This is a genomic window from Bradyrhizobium guangzhouense (assembly GCF_004114955.1).
GTDB lineage: Bacteria > Pseudomonadota > Alphaproteobacteria > Rhizobiales > Xanthobacteraceae > Bradyrhizobium > Bradyrhizobium guangzhouense.
On the sequence record NZ_CP030053.1, the window covers coordinates 5,742,596 to 5,760,950 of the forward strand.

Genomic DNA, 18,355 nt, shown 5'->3' on the forward strand with positions numbered 1-18,355 from the left:
CCCAAGCGCGAGCAGGACACAGAGACAATTGTCGATCGGCTGCTCCGCATCCTCGACTAAGACAGCCTGCGAGACGCCGTTTCCGAGGTACGCGTCGATTAACGTGTCATCCACGACCACAGATGGCGCCTCGAGAGCCACCTTTTCTTGCAACTACACCGCCTAGGCCCTTAGTGCCCATGGCCGGGAGGCCCGTTGCCGCCGGGCCCGTTGCCACCAGCTGCATTCGCTGCACCGCCGCCACCTTCTTGCCGGGACCTTTACCCGGATCGTCGGGGGCGCTGGCCACTGAAATGACTGCCAGGACCGACCACCGAAGACGGGGGCGCTGTGTTATCGCCGCTCGCGGCACCCGATGCACCATTGCACGGTAGTCGTCAAACAAGGCGACCGCTGCGGCCGTTGGTCGAAAGACATAGTTAGCCCTGCTCGCCGTTTCCTCACCGGGCTGTCTAAGACCAGGTTATTGAACGCGCTGCGTCCCGTCGGAACGCAGCGATTTCCAGGCCCTGCTCCCTTCCGAGGCCGTCCCTCGCGGAAGGCGAAGCTGCCTCCATCGAAGCCAAACCGGGATCGGGTGGCTGCTCTTTGACCCCCGGTCGTCTGCTTGTGACCACGGATTCCGGCGCGTCTCATCCGGTTGACGCAACTAACGTAGTCTTCTCCCCGGTGCGACTAAATCCAGACCGACTTCGGAGATATTCCAAGGCGCAGAGCGATCGGATGGCGCGCTTGTGCTGCGTGAAGGCGGCTCGATCGTAGCGGTCGAGACTATAGATGGCCTTGATGTTCAAATCGGCGGAAGCGTCAAGGAGCATAGCCAGCATGCCGTCGCGAACGCGGCGGACCTCCGCCAACCTGAGCTTTGCACGTGCAAGCAGGACAGCTTCTTCCATTAGACTTTCGGGTCCCAGCGCGCCGGCGATCGATACGCCCAAGTTCTGTATCTGCGCTTCGTCATCGCTACTGAGACGAGCCAACCCGTGCTTCAGCGCGTTTTTGCTTGAACGCTGCTTACCTGCGACCGTTTGCGGCCCCGTGCTTTGTTTTGCGTTCTGCCGATTGGCCGAGATTTGACGCTTAGAGGCCATTCCATCTCTCCTATCGAGTTTTGCTGTCCGCCGAGGTGCTTTCGCTCCAGCAAGCGACGGCATCAAGTCCAATGCAAGTTGCCTCTGACGATGAGGGAATGGCCTCGTGCCGAATTCGGCAATTGGCTTCGAATTGCAGTTTGAGGCGTCGCCTTGAATTCGCTGTCATAGGATGCTCCGTAAAGCGGCAAACGAGCAACAATCTTGCTGCAGAAACGACTGGCATTCCTTCGCGATTGGAGCGTTACTGATTCGAACGGGCGTTGAGGCGCTCTAGGTATCTCACCTCGCAGCTGCGGGGCTCGCGGCAGTGCAGCCATGAGCTGCATTGGCAAAGCAAAGCGAGAGATACCCATGACCTTCCTTCAATCGAATGGCGCGGATGCGCCCAATCAAATCATTCGGTTCAATCCGTACGACCGGCGCCACTTCATCGGTGGCTCGGACGCCCGGATCATCATGGGAGACGACCAAGACGCACTCGTCCGGCTTTGGCGCGAGAAGCGCGGCGAGGTCGAGCCGGAGGATCTCGCTGACAATCTGATCGTTCAGCTAGGCACCGTGACGGAGGTCCTGAACCGCGCCTGGTATCAAAAATCCTCGGGGCAAACCATCAAGGACATCCAGAAGCGGGTCCGCCACCCCGTGCACAAATGGATGGCTGCGACGCTGGACGGGGTCGTCGAGCAAACCGGTGCAGTATTCGAAGCCAAGTTCATGTTGCCCTGGGCGTTCACCGAGGAGGCCGCAGCGGACAAGCACATGGCCCAGTTGCAACACAACATGTGGGTCATGGCCGCGCGCAACGCGGTGCTCTCGATCATTACCGGCGGCGGCAAATGGGTCGAGATCAAGGTGCATGCCGATCCGCTCTACCAGCACCTGCTGCTCACAGCCGAGAAAAAGTTCTGGCGGTGCGTCCAGAACGGTGAGCCGCCCCTCCTGTTCAACATTGAAACGCCGCGCCCAAGGCTCGAAGCCGTCAAGGTCGTCGATATGTCCGCCTCCAATCAGTGGGCTCAGCTCGCGGCCACGTATTTGCGCACGCGAGAAGCGCATGGAGAGCATGAGACGGCCAAAGCTGACCTGAAGAAAGCCATGCCAGAGGACGCCAAAGAGGCGACCGGGCACGGGATCAAGGCCAAGCGCTCCAAGTCCGGGGCAATCAGCTTCGAAGCGCAGGCCATGGAGGTGTCCCATGCACCAATCCAGTGAGCGTATCGGGACCATCGCGGCCGCCCTTGCGCGCGCCCAGGCCGAACTCATGAATCCGGAAAAGACCCTGACCGCCGTCATCCGGTCGCCCTTCCCGCGGGAGGCGGATCGCACCTTCCGCTATGCGTCCCTGGCTTCGGGCCTCGACATCGTCCGAAAGACGCTGAGCCAGCAGGAGATCGCGACCATCCAGACCACCCGGACCGAGCAGGCGACCGGCCAGATCCACCTGACCACCCTGCTCGCCCATGCCTCGGGCGAGTGGATCTCATCCGACCTGCCGGTCTGCGCCGGCAAAGACGTCGAGGCGCCGCATCGGATGGGTGCGGCGCTGACCTACGCGCGTCGGTATGCCCTATTTGCCCTGGTAGGCATCGCCGGAGAGGACGATCTGGACGCTCCCGATGCCGTCGCGGGGCCTCTCGAACCGACCGAGCCTGCAGGCGTTGCCGGGGCGAAAGCAAACCCACCGAAGGGCGTGCTGAACCGCTCGCCGGTTCTGCCGCCTGAACGTTCCGCCGAGCTATTGGATCACCTCCTCGGCGAGCTAGCCTCTCAAGAGGCGAGCGACGACCTCCTCGCATGGGCCAGGACCTGCCTTCCTCTCAAGAACACCCTTCTGGAGGCGGACGCTCGAATGCTGGAGGTCGCCTACCAGAAGAGGCTCGAGGAAGCCGCCGTTCCTGACGCTTCTGTACCAGAACAGGGGCCCCGGCCGGCGGCCAATAATTCGGTCGTGGGTCGAGATCTCGTGGAAGCAACCGGCGACTTCCGGCCGACTGTAGACCCCCCACGAGGAAACGAAGCCGGTCTTTCGTTCCCCAAAGAACCGCCCAGAAAGCGAAGCAAGGTTCACATAGCATTCGTTCGAGCGCAGGCTTGCCTGATCTGCAAGACGAGTCCGGCGGACGCTCACCATCTCAAGTTCGCACAACCACGTGCACTCGGGCGCAAGGTCAGCGACGAGTTTACCGTCCCTCTTTGCAGGCTGCATCACCAGGATCTGCACCGACACGGCAATGAGAAGGCTTGGTGGGCGAACATGCAGATATCGCCGCTGCCGATCGCAAAGAAGCTGTGGGACGCTAGCCCAGTGCACCAGATGAACGGCGCAGCTATGCCTGCCTCGACGCAGCGCCAGTTGGAGGTACCAGGCGAATGAATGGCCCGGTCGAAACTTCTCAAGCACTAGCTGCGGGTCTCGTCCCCGTCGAATTCCAAGCCTTGTGCCCTCCTCCTCAACTGCTACCCGGAGAAAGCCAAGCTCACTACAGCGCACTCCAAGCAGCTGTTTTCCGAGACTTAGCTCCCCAATCAGCCATCGAATGGCTCTTTGCTATCGACATCGCTGAGCTCTCCTGGGAGATGCACCGCTATCGGGTGCTAAGGCACCGGGTATTGAGCAGCTTCCGCCAGAAGGCGGTCGAAGAGGTTTTGCGCCGGATCGATCTTGTAGGCATCGCGCCCGAGTTTAGGGACGTCGCCGAAATCTATACCGTCCAAAATGCGCTGGATTGGCAGCTCGATCCCATTGCCGCGGAGGACATCGAAACCCGGCTGGCCTCATACGGATTCGATCAACATACCATAAGCATGGAAGCTTACGTTTTGGCACAACAGATCCTAGCGCTGTTTGACGGCCTACTGAGCGGTGCCCAGCTCAGGCGCCTGCTCCTGATGAAGGAATTAACTAGCTGCCGCCGGCCAAGTCCAGCACTGTCCGGTCAGACATCGCGCCGACCGCGATCCGACGCGTCACTCATGTACGATGGTTCGACCAAGTGAGATGTCTAATGAACAATGGGATCCCAGAACAAGCTATCAAGCTGCTCCTTGCCAAAATCCACATTAAGCTCAAGGAAGCCGAGCAAATTGCCAAAGTGGCGCAGGCATGTTCAGAGGCAGGCAGTACTCCTGAAGCCATACGAGTATCTATGGACCTTGACCAATACATCTTTGATGTAGGTCGATTACACGACGCAGTGGCCGTGCTTGGCCGGCTGACTGCAGACTATTAGATGCGCCGCGCCTGCAACAGTCCAGGGTCCCGGCCCACACCCAACGGATGACCTCGGCGAATTTGGCATTGGGGTCGGCCTCGCCCGTACTGATGTCGGCACGGCAGCAGGAGCCAGACAGTTTAGCCAAAGTAAATGGCGTTGTATTTGAAGCATCGCAGCCGCTGGATTGAGGCGGCGCGAAACAAACGCGATTGTTGGGTTTTTGAAACGCTCCTAGGGAAGGCCCAATTTGATGCGCAGCCTGGCACGCTCTTGGAGCAATTCGCGAAGATATTGTGCAGTGGCAGTTTGTTCTTCCTGCCATTCGATCCGGTCTTCTGCCGTCCAGAGATAAGATTCGCGATCGAATCGTGCCTTTTCGGTTTTCTCAAACTCGATGTGCAGTTTGATGTCTCGTTCAACACGGTCCAGTTGTTCTTGTAGAGTTCTTGGCATCAGCCGTTCCTGGCTTTGCCCTCTAGCCCAATTCCACATTGGCACAATCGATACGACGCTCAATAGGCATTAGCTCGCCTTATGGACAGGAAAAGCGGCTTCACCAGTAAAGGTTATTGCGTAAGATTGTCGTCATAGTAGATTGGCCTCGCGCCACTATCTTTCGTACTGCTCGACGGGCGTTGCGCCAACAGGGCGCGATGCGCTTCGTCCGCAAGCCGCGGCCCCTCACATTCGATAAGCAGAAACAATCTACTTCTGATCTTCCTCGCTCGTTCCCGATCCGGGGCTCCCAATTGGCAAACCATTGGCCGCGTGCGTACGGCCAAGCATTGCCTTTAGGCGACATTTAACGGTAAAATCGATGGACAACTCGGACGCAACCTGCGGGCGGAAATCGTTTGAGCAAGATGTTCGCGCCATCTGCGGGTCATGAACAAACCTTTTTCGCTTCCCGTCTCCTCGCAGCTCTCCCTGATTTATCGCTCGCCCAGCGATCTCATCCCCGACTCGCGCAACGCGCGGACGCAGCCGAAATTGGAGCTCCGAAGCAAATTGAACCGCACGGACATGCCCACTTCCGAAAAGTCCCAATCCGGAGCAGAAAGCAAATCTGAAATAATCTTAGCGAAACAAGCTGTTGCCCATTCTACAGACCTGAAAAGCCATTAATCTAAGCTTGCTTTTTTAATCTAGCCCGTCTCCCTATTCCGTCCGTTTTCGAGTACGAATGGGCACCGAATTAGAGATCATTATGACAAAGAAACGTGCACTTATTACCGGTGTGACCGGTCAAGACGGCGCTTATTTGGCCGAGCTGCTCCTTGGAAAAGGGTACGAAGTTCACGGCATCAAGCGCAGAACTTCACTGTTCAACACCGATCGTATCGATCATCTCTATCTCGATCCTCACGAACCAAATCCGGCATTCCGCCTACATTATGGTGACCTTACGGACTCTTCGAGCCTAATTCGCATAGTCGGTCAGGTGCAGCCCGACGAGATCTACAACCTTGCTGCGCAGAGCCACGTGGCCGTCTCGTTCGAAGAACCTGAGTACACGGCGAACTCCGATGGCTTGGGCACCCTTCGCATTCTCGAGGCGATGCGGATCGTTGGGCTGGAAAAGAAGACCCGCTTCTACCAGGCATCCACATCTGAGCTGTACGGCTTGGTTCAGGAGATTCCTCAGAAGGAAACCACTCCTTTTTATCCACGCTCGCCGTACGCTGTGGCCAAGCTCTATGCCTACTGGATCACGGTCAATTACCGCGAAGCGTATGGGATGTATGCCTGTAATGGCATCCTCTTTAACCACGAATCTCCTGTTCGCGGCGAAACCTTCGTAACGCGAAAGATTACGCGCGCTCTCGCTCGAATCCATCTAGGCCTCCAGGAGCGGCTCTATCTCGGCAATCTGGATGCGTTGCGCGATTGGGGGCACGCGCGCGACTACGTCGAGATGCAGTGGCTCATGTTGCAACAGGAAAAGCCGGAAGATTTCGTCATCGCAACCGGCGTTCAACATTCGGTCCGAGACTTCGTCAATATCGCCGCGAGCGAAGTCGGCATGAAGATCCGGTGGGAAGGATCGGGCGCCGACGAGAAGGGTTACAATGTTGCGAACGGAAAGTGCGTAGTCTCGGTCGACCCGCGCTATTTCCGTCCGACAGAGGTTGCCACCCTGCTCGGCGATCCTTCCAAGGCGAAAGAGAAGCTTGGCTGGCAGCCCGCAACTTCGTTTGAGAGCCTCGTTCGCGAGATGATGAAAGAAGATCTTGAGTCCGCAAAACGAGATGAACTCATCAAGCAGCACGGCTTCAGATACTTCCCGCGTCACGAGTAGATCTCGAAAAGCTAGCCGTGGTAGCGAAGTAGCGGCAGCGCCGGCAAAGCGCTCCCGCTTTTTTGCTTGATGCAGACGCACCAGCGCTGACAACCGAGCGCTACGGAACAGCGTCTTTCATCGGCATGGGCGCAGGCGCTCCCGAATCAATTTCGCTAGTCTCCGGCAGAGAGCCTGATCCGTGCATCGCCGACATTTCGTTGAGCCACCGACGAACGATAGTTCGGCGATCCCAACGCACAATTGACCTCCTACGCCCCTCGGCACCCAGCTCTTCGCAGCGCTCGCGATCAGCGCTTAATGTGCAAATAGCTGACGCGAGCGCACCAACGTCGCCCGGGCGAATAACAAGACCGGCTCCTTCAACTTCAGCGGCGAGTCCTGTACCTTCGCTGGCCATGGCAATCACGGGCCGCCCTGAGGCGAGAACTGCTCCTAATTTCGAGGGCAACACCAAATCTGCAGCTTCCGCCTTTTGCGGGATCAGGTGAAAATCAGCAGTCGCCATGAACTCGTTGAAAGACTCATTAGGCTGCAATCCAAGGAAATGAACTCTAGCGCAGCCTGCTGCCATGTCGACTAGCTTCGCCTTGTGAGGCCCCTCACCAGCCAGAATGAAGTGTACGTTTGGATGGTCGACTTGCAGCGCAGACGCGGCCTCGATGACCAGGTCCAGCCCCTGCTTGTTGGACATCGTTCCCGAATAAACCCCAACGATATCGCTTTCAGATATGCCGAGTTGACTCCGATACTGGGTCTGCCTCGGACGAGGGAAGACCGCGCTCGTGTCGATCCAGTTCCTGACCTCGGCAGTCCGTACAGCCGCAACGCCCTTCTCGCGCAGGCGACCAACCATTTGGGGCGAAATCGAAGAGACCCGATCGAAAGACCGTAGGATGGCGGACTCAACGCTGAGCATAGCCGAGCGGAGCTTTTGACTGCGCAGCAAACCTAGATCAAACGCAGCATCAACTTCAAAATCCTGGATATGCAGCCAGGATCGCGCTCCAATCCTCCTCGCGATAAAGGAAACGAAAGCGGCCGACATCAAAGACGGCGCAACGGACAAAACGATATCGGGCCGCCAACTGATGGCTTCCTTGAGCACCGGCAACATGCTGCTCAGTGCAAATGACGCATGATGGGCCAGACGCTTCCCCCCTGATGGGTGTGCCGGCACGTATATGGGCGTGCGCACAACACGCACGCCGTTGACATCCATGGCCCTGAAATAGGCAGCATCAAAGTTGGCCGGGACCTTCCAAGCGGGATAGTAAGGCGGCGCACTAATCACCCTGACTTCGTGGCCTTCATCAACAAGGCTCTCACAAAGTTCAGTGTTGTACTTCGCCACACCGATCAAATCGGGGGCGTAGTTGATGCCCACCAGCAAAATACGCATCAAGAACAATCCAACTTGCAAAATGTAAGAGAGCGGCCCCAGTGGGATCGCGTCTTCAGTCAGCCAGCCGCACGAACTTCAAGGTGGCGGCCATACCCCTTCAGAAAATCTTCATACGCAGCGACAAGTCCAGTCTGCAGCTTCGTATTCGCTCGCCAGCCGAGCGCGTGAATGCGCGAACTATCAAGAAGCTTGCGCGGCGTACCGTCCGGCTTGGACGTATCGAAGACGAGGTTGCCTTTGTACCCAACCGCGGCCGCTACAGCCGCTGCAAAGTCTGCGATTGATAGTTCGTCCCCACTGCCAGCGTTTATTGGCAGATCGCTCGAATAGTTTTTCAGAAGGAAGACGCATGCATCCGCAAAATCTTCGACATTGAGAAATTCGCGGAGCGGCCTGCCTGTGCCCCACACTGATACCGTCGGCGCTTTGGAAAGTTTGGCCTCGTGGAAACGCCGGATCAATGCCGCCGGAACATGGCTATGATCAGGATGATAGTTATCGCCACGACCATACAGATTAGTCGGCATCACCGAGATGAAGTCGTCGCCATACTGCCTGCGATAGGCTTGGCACATCTTCAGTCCGGCGATCTTTGCGATAGCATACCATTCGTTGGTCGGCTCGAGCGGTCCCGTCAGCAACTCGCTTTCGGCGATCGGTTGCTTGGCGTGCTTGGGATATATGCAGGATGAGCCGAGAAAAAGCAGGCGTCGCACACCAATCGTGTGACTTGCGCGGATGACGTTTAGTTCGACTTCGAGATTCTCGCAGAGGAAGTCGACTGGGAAATTGTTATTGGCGCCAATACCGCCGACCTTTGCGGCGGCGTGGACCACGACATCAGGCCGATTGGCTTCGAGCCATTTCAGCGTGGGCTCTTCCTTGGTAAGGTCAAGTTCGCGGCGATCAGCGGTCAGAACGGTGCAATTTTCAGACGCAAGCCGACGAACGACAGCTGATCCCACCATACCTCGGTGCCCTGCGACAAAAATCCGTTTGCTCCTGAGATCGTAAGCTGAAAATCCTGTCATCGAACCCTCTACGGCGTCCGGTCGGCCCGATCACCACCATCGGTGAGATCAGCTCGAGGCCGCGCAGTATATTTAGCCGCCAATGCGGCCGTGCCAAACTGGTAACACAATCTTCACCTTGCGGCAGCCTATCCCGGCAGACCAAAGATATTCATAGTGAACCTACGTTGCGCGCACAAAAGATCAGCAAGCGACGAAACAAAAATGAGCAAGGCAGCCGCGTGCGGTTGCCTTGAAATTTATTCGATCAAGCGGGTAGCCGCCGCCCTGTCCGTCGAGACTCAGTATGCCCGCCGCAGAACGGGACCAACGGGAACACAGACACGATCCATATACCAACCGTATGGCGTCTCTACCCTCACCAAGGGGCAACGGCGCGAAGGCACATACCGATACGGATAAGGTTGCGCCCAGAACGTGACGGGCGTCGCTTTCATGTGGCTCTCGCCAATGAGCAGCGCTCCGGAAGCAGATATCTGCATAGCGGCACTTGCTCCGCTCGCTGCCCAGAGCAAAACAGTAGCGGCCAAGAGGCCCGTACGCGCAAACGATTTAAGCATCCCAAAAGGCTCCTTGCCGTGCGGAACGGATCCGCTGCCCACGCCTCATCAGGCAGCCTTCCAATGGCAGGTCGCGGCGCCGTGAACCACCCCGAACCCGCCCATATAGTAGAGCAAAGTTTACCAAGCCGCCCGGAGGGAAGGCAACCGATGCCATGGCTGCCGAAGGCGCATTATCGCGATATGGCGCACAACTGTGGCTTCTCGGTCCTATTTTTCCTCGTTCCAAGCGCCCTGGGCGGCGAGGTCCGGTGAACGGCGGTAAACATCCCGAATGAACTGGTAGTTGACGGTCTGAGCTATTGGCACGTCCTCCTCTCCGAGCTTGGCGAAAATGAGAATATCCCGAAGCGTCCGCCAACGGCTTTCGTCGTAGTCGGCGATCCGTCCCCCGGTAGGCAGTACCAACGCCCGCAACTGTTGCAGCTCGAACCTCAGCCGCTCAGATTTCAGCCTAGCCGGATCGGCGCCGACGAGAACAGGCACGCTCTGTGCATAATCGGCATAGGCAAACTGCCATCCGCGGATCAGGCCCTGCAGGGCGTCGGCGATTACTGACGGCTCGTCGTGAATGAGATCATTGCTTGCGAAGTAGACCAATCCTGGGACGTGGATACCATAATCTTGCGGTTTGATGACACTCAGCCTGACAAAGGACGGGCTAGAAGGATCTGGTTGCCGGTCGATTCCGGCGACGATCGCATCCACCTCGCCGGCCCGCAAAGCTTCGAAGCTATCGCGCTCGGGCACCTTGGTAATCTGGCTACGTGGGAGCCCAAGCTGCGCCATCATGGCGTCGAAAACGACCTCTCCCTCGCTCGCCCTGCGATATCCCACACGCTTTCCAACCAAATCGGCGGGCCGCCGCAATCCCGAACTTTCGAGGGTGAAGATTGCGACGGAGGTGTCCAAAAAGCTCGCGGCGAAAGCCGTCACGGGGACACCGCGCCAGGTCGCCAGCAGGAACTTCTGGCCGCTCGTCACGCCGATGGCATGTTGGCGTGCGACGGATTGGACGAAGTCAGGGTCTTCGGGTTGGGCCGCCAACTCAACGCGGGAGGAAAGATATTGCTGCCTGGATGCACAGAGCTCGCCGGCAAACCGCGCACCGTATCGGCCGTCCAGCAGGAGCTTGACTTGCGCAGCCTTCGGAGCCGTCGGCGCTTGCAGCGGAGCGACATCGGGCCGCAGCAAGACAAGCATGGTCGCAGCCAGTGCCAAGGCGGCCAGACCTATAGCCAGATTGCGGTCACCTCTCGACCGGAATCGCCGCCGGGACCGCTTATGGGGCAAGGAGAACTTCCTAACGAGTTGTGAAATTTAAGATATCAGCGGAGCTAAGATGCGCTACAATTGGATCTACGGGATAAGGTTACTTTTCCCTTCGTCTTGTTTTAACGACGATTTTGACCGATAGCACGGCATCTTTCGACAATGAATTTGATCAATGGGCTTGGTAGGATGACAGTTCTTTCCGATCGACCGGCACCCGTTGCTGATTCTGGAGCAAGAATTCATATTCGCGAGCAGGCCGCTCCGGCAGCTAAAGGGTTTACCAAACGCTGGCTACGCCCTGTGGTTGTCGAACGGGCAATGGCGATTCTGGATGCGGTTCTCATCGTGCTCGGCGGCATTGGCTGCGCGTTCGGCTACCACCTCGCAACCGCCGGAGCGGTCGGCAACGCGGACGTCTATATCGCCGCAAGCCTGCTGATTGCAGTAAACTTCGTCCTCCTCACCACGGTGCAGCACGGCTATCGGCTGAAAGCGATCACCAACCTTTCGCGCACCATCCGGGTGACGCTGACAACATGGACGGGACTGTTCGGCGCGCTGCTGGCAATCGCTTTCGCGATGAAAGTCAGCGACGAGTTCTCCCGCGGCACCACCATCTCGTTTTATCTGGTCGGCCTGGCCTTGCTGCTCGCGTCGAAGGCCGCCGCCGCCCGATGGACGGCCAATGCGTTGCGCACCGGCGCCTTCGCCAACAGCCGCGCGGTGATGATTGCCGAATTGGGACTGCCAGCCTCGTCAAACGCGATCCCTGACCTTGCGCAGCACGGTTATCGGATGATGCGGATTTTGGAGATTCGCCCCAACGACCTTGCCTCTCCGCTGTTGTTGTCGTCCATCGCGCCACGCTTTGAGGAATTGATCGACTACGCCCGGGAGAAGCAGATCGAGCACGTCTTCCTGATGATGAGCTGGAGCCGCCAACACGTAATCGACAGCCTTCTCGATGCGCTCAAGATCCTACCCATTCCCGTACATCTGGTGCCCGACGCTCATACCGCGCGCTTCCTGCGATACCCGCTGGTGAACACAGGAAATACCTGGACAGCGGAACTGCGCCGCGCGCCCCTCTCCTGGAAAGAGCGGGCCCTCAAGCGCGTGCTGGACCTTGCCGGCGCCAGCTTGGCGCTACTCCTTTTCGCCCCCGTCATGGTGGTGACGGCCATCCTCATCAAGGCAACGTCGAGGGGCCCGGTGTTTTTTCGCCAGACTCGCAACGGCTTCAGTGGACGAGCGTTCAAGATCTTCAAGTTCCGCACCATGAGCGTGCTTGAGGATGGCCCGACCATTGCGCAGGCGCAAAAGGACGATCCGCGTGTGACGACCATCGGCCGCTGGTTGCGCAAGACCTCAATCGATGAACTGCCGCAGCTCTTTAATGTGCTGAAAGGCGAGATGTCGCTGGTCGGCCCTCGCCCGCACGCTGCCGCTCACAATTCCGAATATGAGCAAATTATAGGCAACTATGCTTTCCGCCATCACGTCAAGCCAGGCATCACGGGCTGGGCTCAAGTGTGCGGTTACCGCGGCGAAACCCGAGCGATCGAGCTGATGGAGAAACGTGTCGAGCACGACCTTTGGTACATTAACAATTGGAGCTTGTGGCTCGACATGCGCATCCTCGCGCTCACTGCGGTGCGGGGTTTCGTGACCCCTAACTCGTATTGAGAGCCGCAGCTCTGGTCAGTATACAGTCAGCGCGGTTGCTAGCCCCACCGGCGATCGGAGTGAGCGGCATTCAAAACGCTTTTGGATAAAGCGCCGATCACTCGCTGCGACGCTCCGTTGCAGAACGCCTGAACCAGATTCTTGCTGTAACGCTCTCTGTCTACAAAGAGCGCCGAAGAAAAAGAAGCATCAACGGTTGTCGATATGACGGATGGACTGCTCACGGCAATCATTCTGACGAAGAATGAAGAGCTGCATATAACCCGCTGCATCGAAAGCGTTCGAGGTTGCGCGTCCCGCGTCGTAGTCGTCGATTCCTATTCCTCAGATCGAACCGTGGAATTGGCACAGTCCGCTGGCGCAGAGGTCTTTCAACGCGCTTTTCGCCACCAGGCCGATCAATTCAATTGGGCACTGGACAATTGTAAAGTGTCGAGCGCGTGGACGATGCGCATCGATGCTGATGAATACGTTGACCCGCAGCTTTCGTCGGAGATTTCACGATCCATTAACATGGCCCCCGCGGCCTTTACCGGATTGACAGTAACTCGCTACTTGACGTTTTCTGGCCGCGTTATCCGGCATGGCGGCGTTTCACCACAACAACAGCTAAGGATTTGGCGGACAGGAACCGGCCGCATCGAAAACCGCTGGATGGATGAGCACGCGGTCCTTTCGCACGGCGAGATCGGCAGCGTTCCCGGCGCTCTAATTGACGACAACAAGAAAGATGTGAGCTCTTGGGTCGACAAACACGATCGCTACGCGACCCGCGAAATGATCGACTTCCTAAACGCCGAATATCGATTTTTTCTGGAAGATGACACGATGGCCAGCGCTGCGGAGGCCAAGTCTAAGCGCATAAAGAAGCAGACACTCTACAATAAAGCACCACTTCTTTATCGCGCGGTTGCGCTCTTCCTCTACCGTTACATCTTCAGACTAGGTTTTCTGGACGGGAGCGAAGGCCTGTCGTTCAACCTGTTTCAGACGCTTTGGTACAGATACCTGGTCGACCTGAAGATTATTGAGGCGCGCAAATTAATTGCCGACCACGGGGTTGAAGAGTTTAAGCGGACGCTTAAGCAGAGGCACGGCTTTGAGCTATAGCGAAGCTATCCCCAGCGCGCGGCCACAACCGGCCTAGCATCGATCAAATAAAGCTTTGGGAGGAGGAGACGCGCGATGTTTGTGCCGACCTTCGCAGCCAAAAGTTCGCTGCTGAGAATAGCAATATGGTACGCCTACGAGGAAGGCCGCCTTGTTTGACGGAGGCGAACGCTGCAGGTCCTAGGGGTAATCCTAGGAGAAGCGCTATGACGATTTCGAGGGCGGAGGTGATCACATCGGTCGAGCGGCGGCGCCGGTGGTCGCAGGATGAGAAGGAACGGCTTGTTGCAGCGTCGCTCGAGACCGGTGCCAATGTTTCCGAGGTGGCTCGCGTGGCCGGGCTTCATGTGAGCCAGCTGTTCAGGTGGCGTAAGGAGCTTTGCAAGCATGGTGAAGCGAGTGTAGCGCCGTTCGTGCCTGTCGAGACCGGGCCGTCTATGCCGCCGCGGGAGGTTGCCGAAGTGCCATTGGCGCCGGCGCGTCGGCGGAAGAGCCAGGGCATCATCGAGATCGACCTTGGTAGTGGGCACCGCATCCGGGTCGATGGCGATGTGGACGGAGACGCGCTACGTCGCGTTCTCGATGCTTTGGTCCGCCGATGATCCCGGTTCCGACTGGCGCGCGAGTGTGGCTCGCGACCGGCTACACGGACATGCGCCGAGGCTTTCCGTCGTTGGCTCTCCAAGTGCAGGAGGTGCTGCGCAAGGACCCGCTTAGCGGTCATTTGTTTGTCTTCCGCGGTCGCCGCAGCGATCTTGTGAAGCTGATCTGGCACGATGGCCAGGGAGCATGCCTTTTTACCAAAAGACTCGAGCGAGGAAGGTTCATCTGGCCATCGGTTGCAGGCGAAGCAGTGACGATCTCGTCGGCGCAATTGAGCTATCTGTTGTCCGGAATCGATTGGCGCACCCCGCAAGAAACCCAGCGTCCGACGCGGGTCGGATAACGGTTTTGGGTTTGAATCTGCCGCTCGATCTGATTCAATGGCTCCATGATATCGAAGCCGGACGACCTCCCGTCGGACCTTGTCAGTGCGCTGGCCGCGCTGCAAGCCGAGCGTGAGGCACGGCTACGAGCCGAAGCGATGGCTGCCAGCGCACAGGCGGAGCTGTCGGATAACGCGGCGCTGATCGCGCATCTCGAGCTACGGATCGAGAAGCTCAAACGCGAACTGCACGGGCAGCGCTCCGAGCGCACGGCGCGCCTGATCGAGCAGTTGGAATTGGAGCTCGAAGAACTCGCCACCACGGCGAGCGAGGATGAGCTTGCCGCGCAGGCCGCAGCGGCGAAGACGCAGAACGTCCGCCCCTTCACGCGCAAGCGGCCGGTGCGCAAGCCATGGCCGGACGACATAGAATGCGAACGCGTCGTCATTGAGGCTCCCACGACCTGTGCCTGCTGCGGCGGATCGCGGCTGGCGAAGGTCGGCGAGGATGTGACCAAGACGCTGGAGGAGATCCCGCGTCGCTTCAAGGTCATCGAGACGGTGCGCGAAAAGTTCACCTGCCGCGATTGCGAGAAGATCAGCCAGCCGCCTGCGCCGTTCCATGCCACGCCGCGCGGCTTCATAGGCCCACAACTGCTGGCGACGATCCTGTTCGACAAGTTCGGCATGCATATCCCGCTCAACCGCCAGAGCGTGCGATTTAAGGCCGAGAGGATCGATTTACCGCTGTCGACGTTGGCCGACCAGGTCGGCCACGGGACCTTCGCCGTCATGCCGCTGTTCCAGCTGATCGAGCACCATGTGCTCGCGGCCGAGCGCCTTCATGGGGACGACACCACCATCCGCATCCTGGCGAAGGGCAAGTGCACGACCGGCCGGATCTGGACGTATGTGCGGGATGACCGGCCGTTCGCCGGGCCTGCGCCGCCGGCGGCGGTTTACTACGCTTCGGGCGACCGTCGCGGCGCACACCCCCAGAAGCATCTGGCCACCTTCACCGGTATCCTACAGGCGGACTGCTACAGCGGCTTTGAGCCCCTGTTCGACCCGCAGAGGAAGGTTCTACCGATCGCGCCGGCATTTTGCCTGGCCCATGCGCGGCGGGGCTTCTTCGAGTTGGCTGACATCGAGAAGAATGCTCGGGAAGGCAAGAAGGGCAAACCGGTCTCTCCGATCGCGCTGGAGGTGGTCAAGCGTCTCGACGCCCTGTTCGAGATCGAGCGCGCCATCAACGGCCGAAATGCCGACGAGCGGCGTGCCGTGCGCCAGGAGAGAAGCAAGCCGCTTCTTGAAGACATGCATGCCTGGTTGCTGCGCGAGCGCGAAACCCTCTCGCACTCTTCCGAGGTCCTGAAGCCGATCAACTACATGCTCAGGCGTTGGGAGGGCTTCGCCCGCTTCCTCGACGATGGCAGGATCTGCCTGACCAACAATTGTGCTGAGCGCGCATTGAGAGGTATCGCATTGGGAAGGCGCAACTGGACCTTCGCCGGCAGCCAGCGTGGTGCCGACCGTGCCGCCATCATGCTGACGATGATCACGACCTGTCGTCTCAATGACGTCGATCCCAAGGCCTGGCTCGCCGACGTCCTCGCCCGGATCGCCGATCTTCCCACATCGCGGCTGCACGAACTGCTGCCCTGGGAATGGAAGCTCCTGCGCCAAGCCGATAAGCCAACCGATCAGCAAGCCGCCTGACCTTCACCCAACGCCATCATAGACCCCGCCGTGCCCGCGCGCATCCGTCAATCAGGCGGTCTTCGTCGTATGCGTACGCAATATGTCGCGTCTCAGATCTTGCATCGACGCGACACAGATGGAAGAACGATCAAGGTTTTTCAATCTTGCACAAGATGCCGGAAGCGCGTGAAGACATCCGATCATAAAGGTAGACCGGAAGGGACAATACGACTGCGGCAGCCTTGATAATGGTGCTGTCGTTAACGCGGGAAACAGTATCTCTAAAGCTATCTCCCTGAGCCCCGCCTCCGCCGATGCGTTCAACTCTGTTTCGCATAGCTCCTGCTATCGAGATGGCTGGCTCCCACATGTACTCGCCAGTCGTGATGCTGATAGTGCTGGCTGGCGGCGAAATATATGGAAAGGCCTTCGGAGTTAGTAACCCAACGTGATCGACTGGCCGTAACATCGACCAATTTCTTCCAGTAAGTTTAGCAACGGTCGAAGCGGCGTTGGGGGTCGCAACTAAGATTACACCTCCTGGGCGCAGGACGGAGTAAACATCCTGCAAGAATTGCCGCTGCTCGAAAATGTGCTCGATGACGTGCCAAAGGATAATAATGTCGAATGTTTCACCGGCATAATCTTCCTTGGAAAAGTATGCGGTCTTGATATCGAGATTGAACCTGTCGCGCCCTAGTGAGCTGTGCGACTGGCTGGGTTCGACGCCCTGAGCGTGTAAACCGAGATCCTTTGCGGCCAATAGATATCCACCCATGCCGCAACCGATATCCAGCAGACGAAGCTTCTCGCGCGGCCTCTTGCGCTGGATCCTGGCGACGAGCGGAGCAAGATGCCGCTTGTAATCATCTATATGCAAACGGTCGCGCCAATTTTCATCATCTATCTTGTCTATAAAGGCGCCCGGGTCGTAAGAAATGTTCAAATTCTTGTATTCCTCTTGCGTCAGAATCTTGCTGATGGACCCGCAATTTTTGCAGATGCCGTAACGATAAGATGCTTGGTCGAACCTCTCGCTGTATTCGCCGCCGCAAGCGCGGCATGTAGAAAAAAATGTCATGATTCCCTCAAGGATATAGCCCCTACGGAGTTTAGTTGAGTAGTATAAGCAATCTTCGGAATCTCGCGTTTATGTCCCCGGACTACGATTGCGGGTTTCTGCTCTTTAATCTTTGAATTTTTCGCCAAATTTAGCTATCATCGTACTTATCTTCTCGAAGTTTGGAAGTGGGTCTTCGTAGTCTATCGTATTTTGGTTTTCCTTCGATGCTGTGGCTTCGCTGGTCCTTAATCGACACCATCAATATTCGGCACTACACCGAAGCAGTTTCGGCGCACAATGGATTTCCAATCGACATGGGCGCCTTTACCTTAATAAACAGGAAGGCTCTGTGTCTGCCTCCTTCTCGGGTAATAAGTTGAAAATCGGGCGCGATAATTCGTTCGACGTGGAGCGAAACAAGGCTAATGGCGATTCTTGAGGCAAGCGTATCAAACCCTTTGACCGGCGGTCCGAGTTTTTCTCTCCGCAACCGGCTCATTCGCCTCCTCTGGAACGCTACCTGGTTGCTGTTGGCCTCTTGGACTCCGCCGTTTATGCACTCTTGGAGGCGATTCCTACTCCGCCTCTTTGGAGCGAGAGTTGCCGCCACCTCAGGCATCTATGGGAGTGCGAGGATTTGGTATCCGGCAAACTTTGAAATAGGTGAGCACGCATACGTGGGGCCGCGCGCAATCATTTACAGCATGGCCAAGATAACCCTTGGCGACTACTCGCTAGTTTCTCAAGGCGCCCATCTCTGTGCCGGCAGTCATGACATCGATGATCCCAATTTTCAGCTTCGCGCGAAACCGATCACCGTTTCCGCAAGAGCATGGATCGCAGCTGAAGCCTTTGTCGGTCCAGGCGTGTGTATTGGGGAAGGTGCGGTACTCGGCGCACGGGCTTGCGCATTTCGTGATCTAAGCCCTTGGACCGTATACGCTGGTAATCCTGCTCAGGAGTTACGCCGACGCAAGACGCGTACCTAAAC

General features: G+C 57.8%; 17 protein-coding genes. 11 read left to right on the forward strand and 6 right to left on the reverse strand.

The window, feature by feature from the left end:
* Positions 1-632: 632 nt before the first annotated feature.
* Positions 633-1,091 carry a hypothetical protein gene (locus tag XH91_RS27460; protein ID WP_128953491.1) on the reverse strand — a complete coding sequence of 153 codons (459 nt, stop codon included), beginning with the start codon at positions 1,089-1,091 and terminating at the stop codon, positions 633-635.
* Between the two features lie 354 nt (positions 1,092-1,445).
* Between XH91_RS27460 and XH91_RS27465 the strand changes: the two genes are divergently transcribed.
* Genes XH91_RS27465 through XH91_RS27480 form a run of 4 tightly spaced genes read left to right on the forward strand, consistent with a single transcriptional unit; the run spans position 1,446 to position 4,324 of the window.
* The gene (locus tag XH91_RS27465) at positions 1,446-2,306 is read left to right on the forward strand and encodes a YqaJ viral recombinase family protein (protein WP_128953492.1); all 861 of its coding nucleotides are present in this window, start codon (positions 1,446-1,448) and stop codon (positions 2,304-2,306) included.
* Entirely contained in the window at positions 2,290-3,468 is a 1,179-nt protein-coding gene (locus XH91_RS27470) for an ERF family protein (protein WP_128953493.1), read from the forward strand. The genes XH91_RS27465 and XH91_RS27470 overlap by 17 nt, the downstream gene beginning before the upstream one ends.
* Positions 3,465-4,091 carry a hypothetical protein gene (locus XH91_RS27475; protein ID WP_245477227.1) on the forward strand — a complete coding sequence of 209 codons (627 nt, stop codon included), beginning with the start codon at positions 3,465-3,467 and terminating at the stop codon, positions 4,089-4,091. The genes XH91_RS27470 and XH91_RS27475 overlap by 4 nt, the downstream gene beginning before the upstream one ends.
* Positions 4,092-4,099: 8 nt before the next feature.
* Entirely contained in the window at positions 4,100-4,324 is a 225-nt protein-coding gene (locus tag XH91_RS27480) for a hypothetical protein (protein WP_128953494.1), read from the forward strand.
* Positions 4,325-4,540: 216 nt separating this feature from the next.
* Here XH91_RS27480 and XH91_RS27485 read toward each other — a convergent pair whose 3' ends face one another.
* Entirely contained in the window at positions 4,541-4,762 is a 222-nt protein-coding gene (locus tag XH91_RS27485) for a hypothetical protein (RefSeq protein ID WP_128953495.1), read from the reverse strand.
* Between the two features lie 754 nt (positions 4,763-5,516).
* On the opposite strand from XH91_RS27485, the gene gmd reads away from it, so the two are divergent.
* Positions 5,517-6,608, forward strand: coding sequence for a GDP-mannose 4,6-dehydratase (gmd, locus tag XH91_RS27490; protein WP_128953496.1), 1,092 nt, complete (start codon positions 5,517-5,519; stop codon positions 6,606-6,608).
* 100 nt (positions 6,609-6,708) lie between these two features.
* Here gmd and XH91_RS27495 read toward each other — a convergent pair whose 3' ends face one another.
* From XH91_RS27495 to XH91_RS27510, 3 genes are all read right to left on the reverse strand, one after another.
* Entirely contained in the window at positions 6,709-8,010 is a 1,302-nt protein-coding gene (locus XH91_RS27495; protein WP_128953497.1) for a WcaI family glycosyltransferase, read from the reverse strand.
* 59 nt (positions 8,011-8,069) lie between these two features.
* Complete coding sequence (locus tag XH91_RS27500; RefSeq protein WP_128953498.1) at positions 8,070-9,044, reverse strand: GDP-L-fucose synthase family protein; 975 nt, start codon at positions 9,042-9,044, stop codon at positions 8,070-8,072.
* A 770-nt stretch (positions 9,045-9,814) separates the two neighbouring features.
* Entirely contained in the window at positions 9,815-10,807 is a 993-nt protein-coding gene (locus XH91_RS27510) for an ABC transporter substrate-binding protein (RefSeq protein ID WP_128953499.1), read from the reverse strand.
* 258 nt (positions 10,808-11,065) lie between these two features.
* Here XH91_RS27510 and XH91_RS27515 point away from each other — a divergent pair, with 258 nt between their 5' ends.
* The 5 genes from XH91_RS27515 (at position 11,066) to tnpC (ending at position 16,319) form a co-directional block, all read left to right on the forward strand.
* On the forward strand, positions 11,066-12,565 hold the full coding sequence (locus XH91_RS27515; protein WP_245477229.1) for an undecaprenyl-phosphate glucose phosphotransferase: 1,500 nt from the start codon (positions 11,066-11,068) through the stop codon (positions 12,563-12,565).
* A gap of 204 nt (positions 12,566-12,769) precedes the next feature.
* Positions 12,770-13,675, forward strand: a complete 906-nt coding sequence (locus XH91_RS27520) for a glycosyltransferase family 2 protein (RefSeq protein WP_128953500.1) — start codon at positions 12,770-12,772, stop codon at positions 13,673-13,675.
* A 206-nt stretch (positions 13,676-13,881) separates the two neighbouring features.
* The gene (tnpA, locus tag XH91_RS27525) at positions 13,882-14,277 is read left to right on the forward strand and encodes an IS66-like element accessory protein TnpA (RefSeq protein WP_128957938.1); all 396 of its coding nucleotides are present in this window, start codon (positions 13,882-13,884) and stop codon (positions 14,275-14,277) included.
* Between the two features lie 23 nt (positions 14,278-14,300).
* Entirely contained in the window at positions 14,301-14,621 is a 321-nt protein-coding gene (tnpB, locus tag XH91_RS27530; protein ID WP_430644539.1) for an IS66 family insertion sequence element accessory protein TnpB, read from the forward strand.
* Positions 14,622-14,666: 45 nt separating this feature from the next.
* Positions 14,667-16,319 carry an IS66 family transposase gene (tnpC, locus tag XH91_RS27535; protein ID WP_128950307.1) on the forward strand — a complete coding sequence of 551 codons (1,653 nt, stop codon included), beginning with the start codon at positions 14,667-14,669 and terminating at the stop codon, positions 16,317-16,319.
* Positions 16,320-16,449: 130 nt separating this feature from the next.
* On the opposite strand, the gene XH91_RS27540 is transcribed toward tnpC, so the two are convergent.
* Positions 16,450-17,382: a class I SAM-dependent methyltransferase gene (locus tag XH91_RS27540; protein WP_128953502.1), complete on the reverse strand. Its 933-nt coding sequence runs from the start codon at positions 17,380-17,382 to the stop codon at positions 16,450-16,452.
* Positions 17,383-17,789: 407 nt separating this feature from the next.
* Between XH91_RS27540 and XH91_RS40140 the strand changes: the two genes are divergently transcribed.
* Positions 17,790-18,353, forward strand: coding sequence for an LbetaH domain-containing protein (locus XH91_RS40140; protein WP_128953503.1), 564 nt, complete (start codon positions 17,790-17,792; stop codon positions 18,351-18,353).
* Positions 18,354-18,355: the final 2 nt, after the last annotated feature.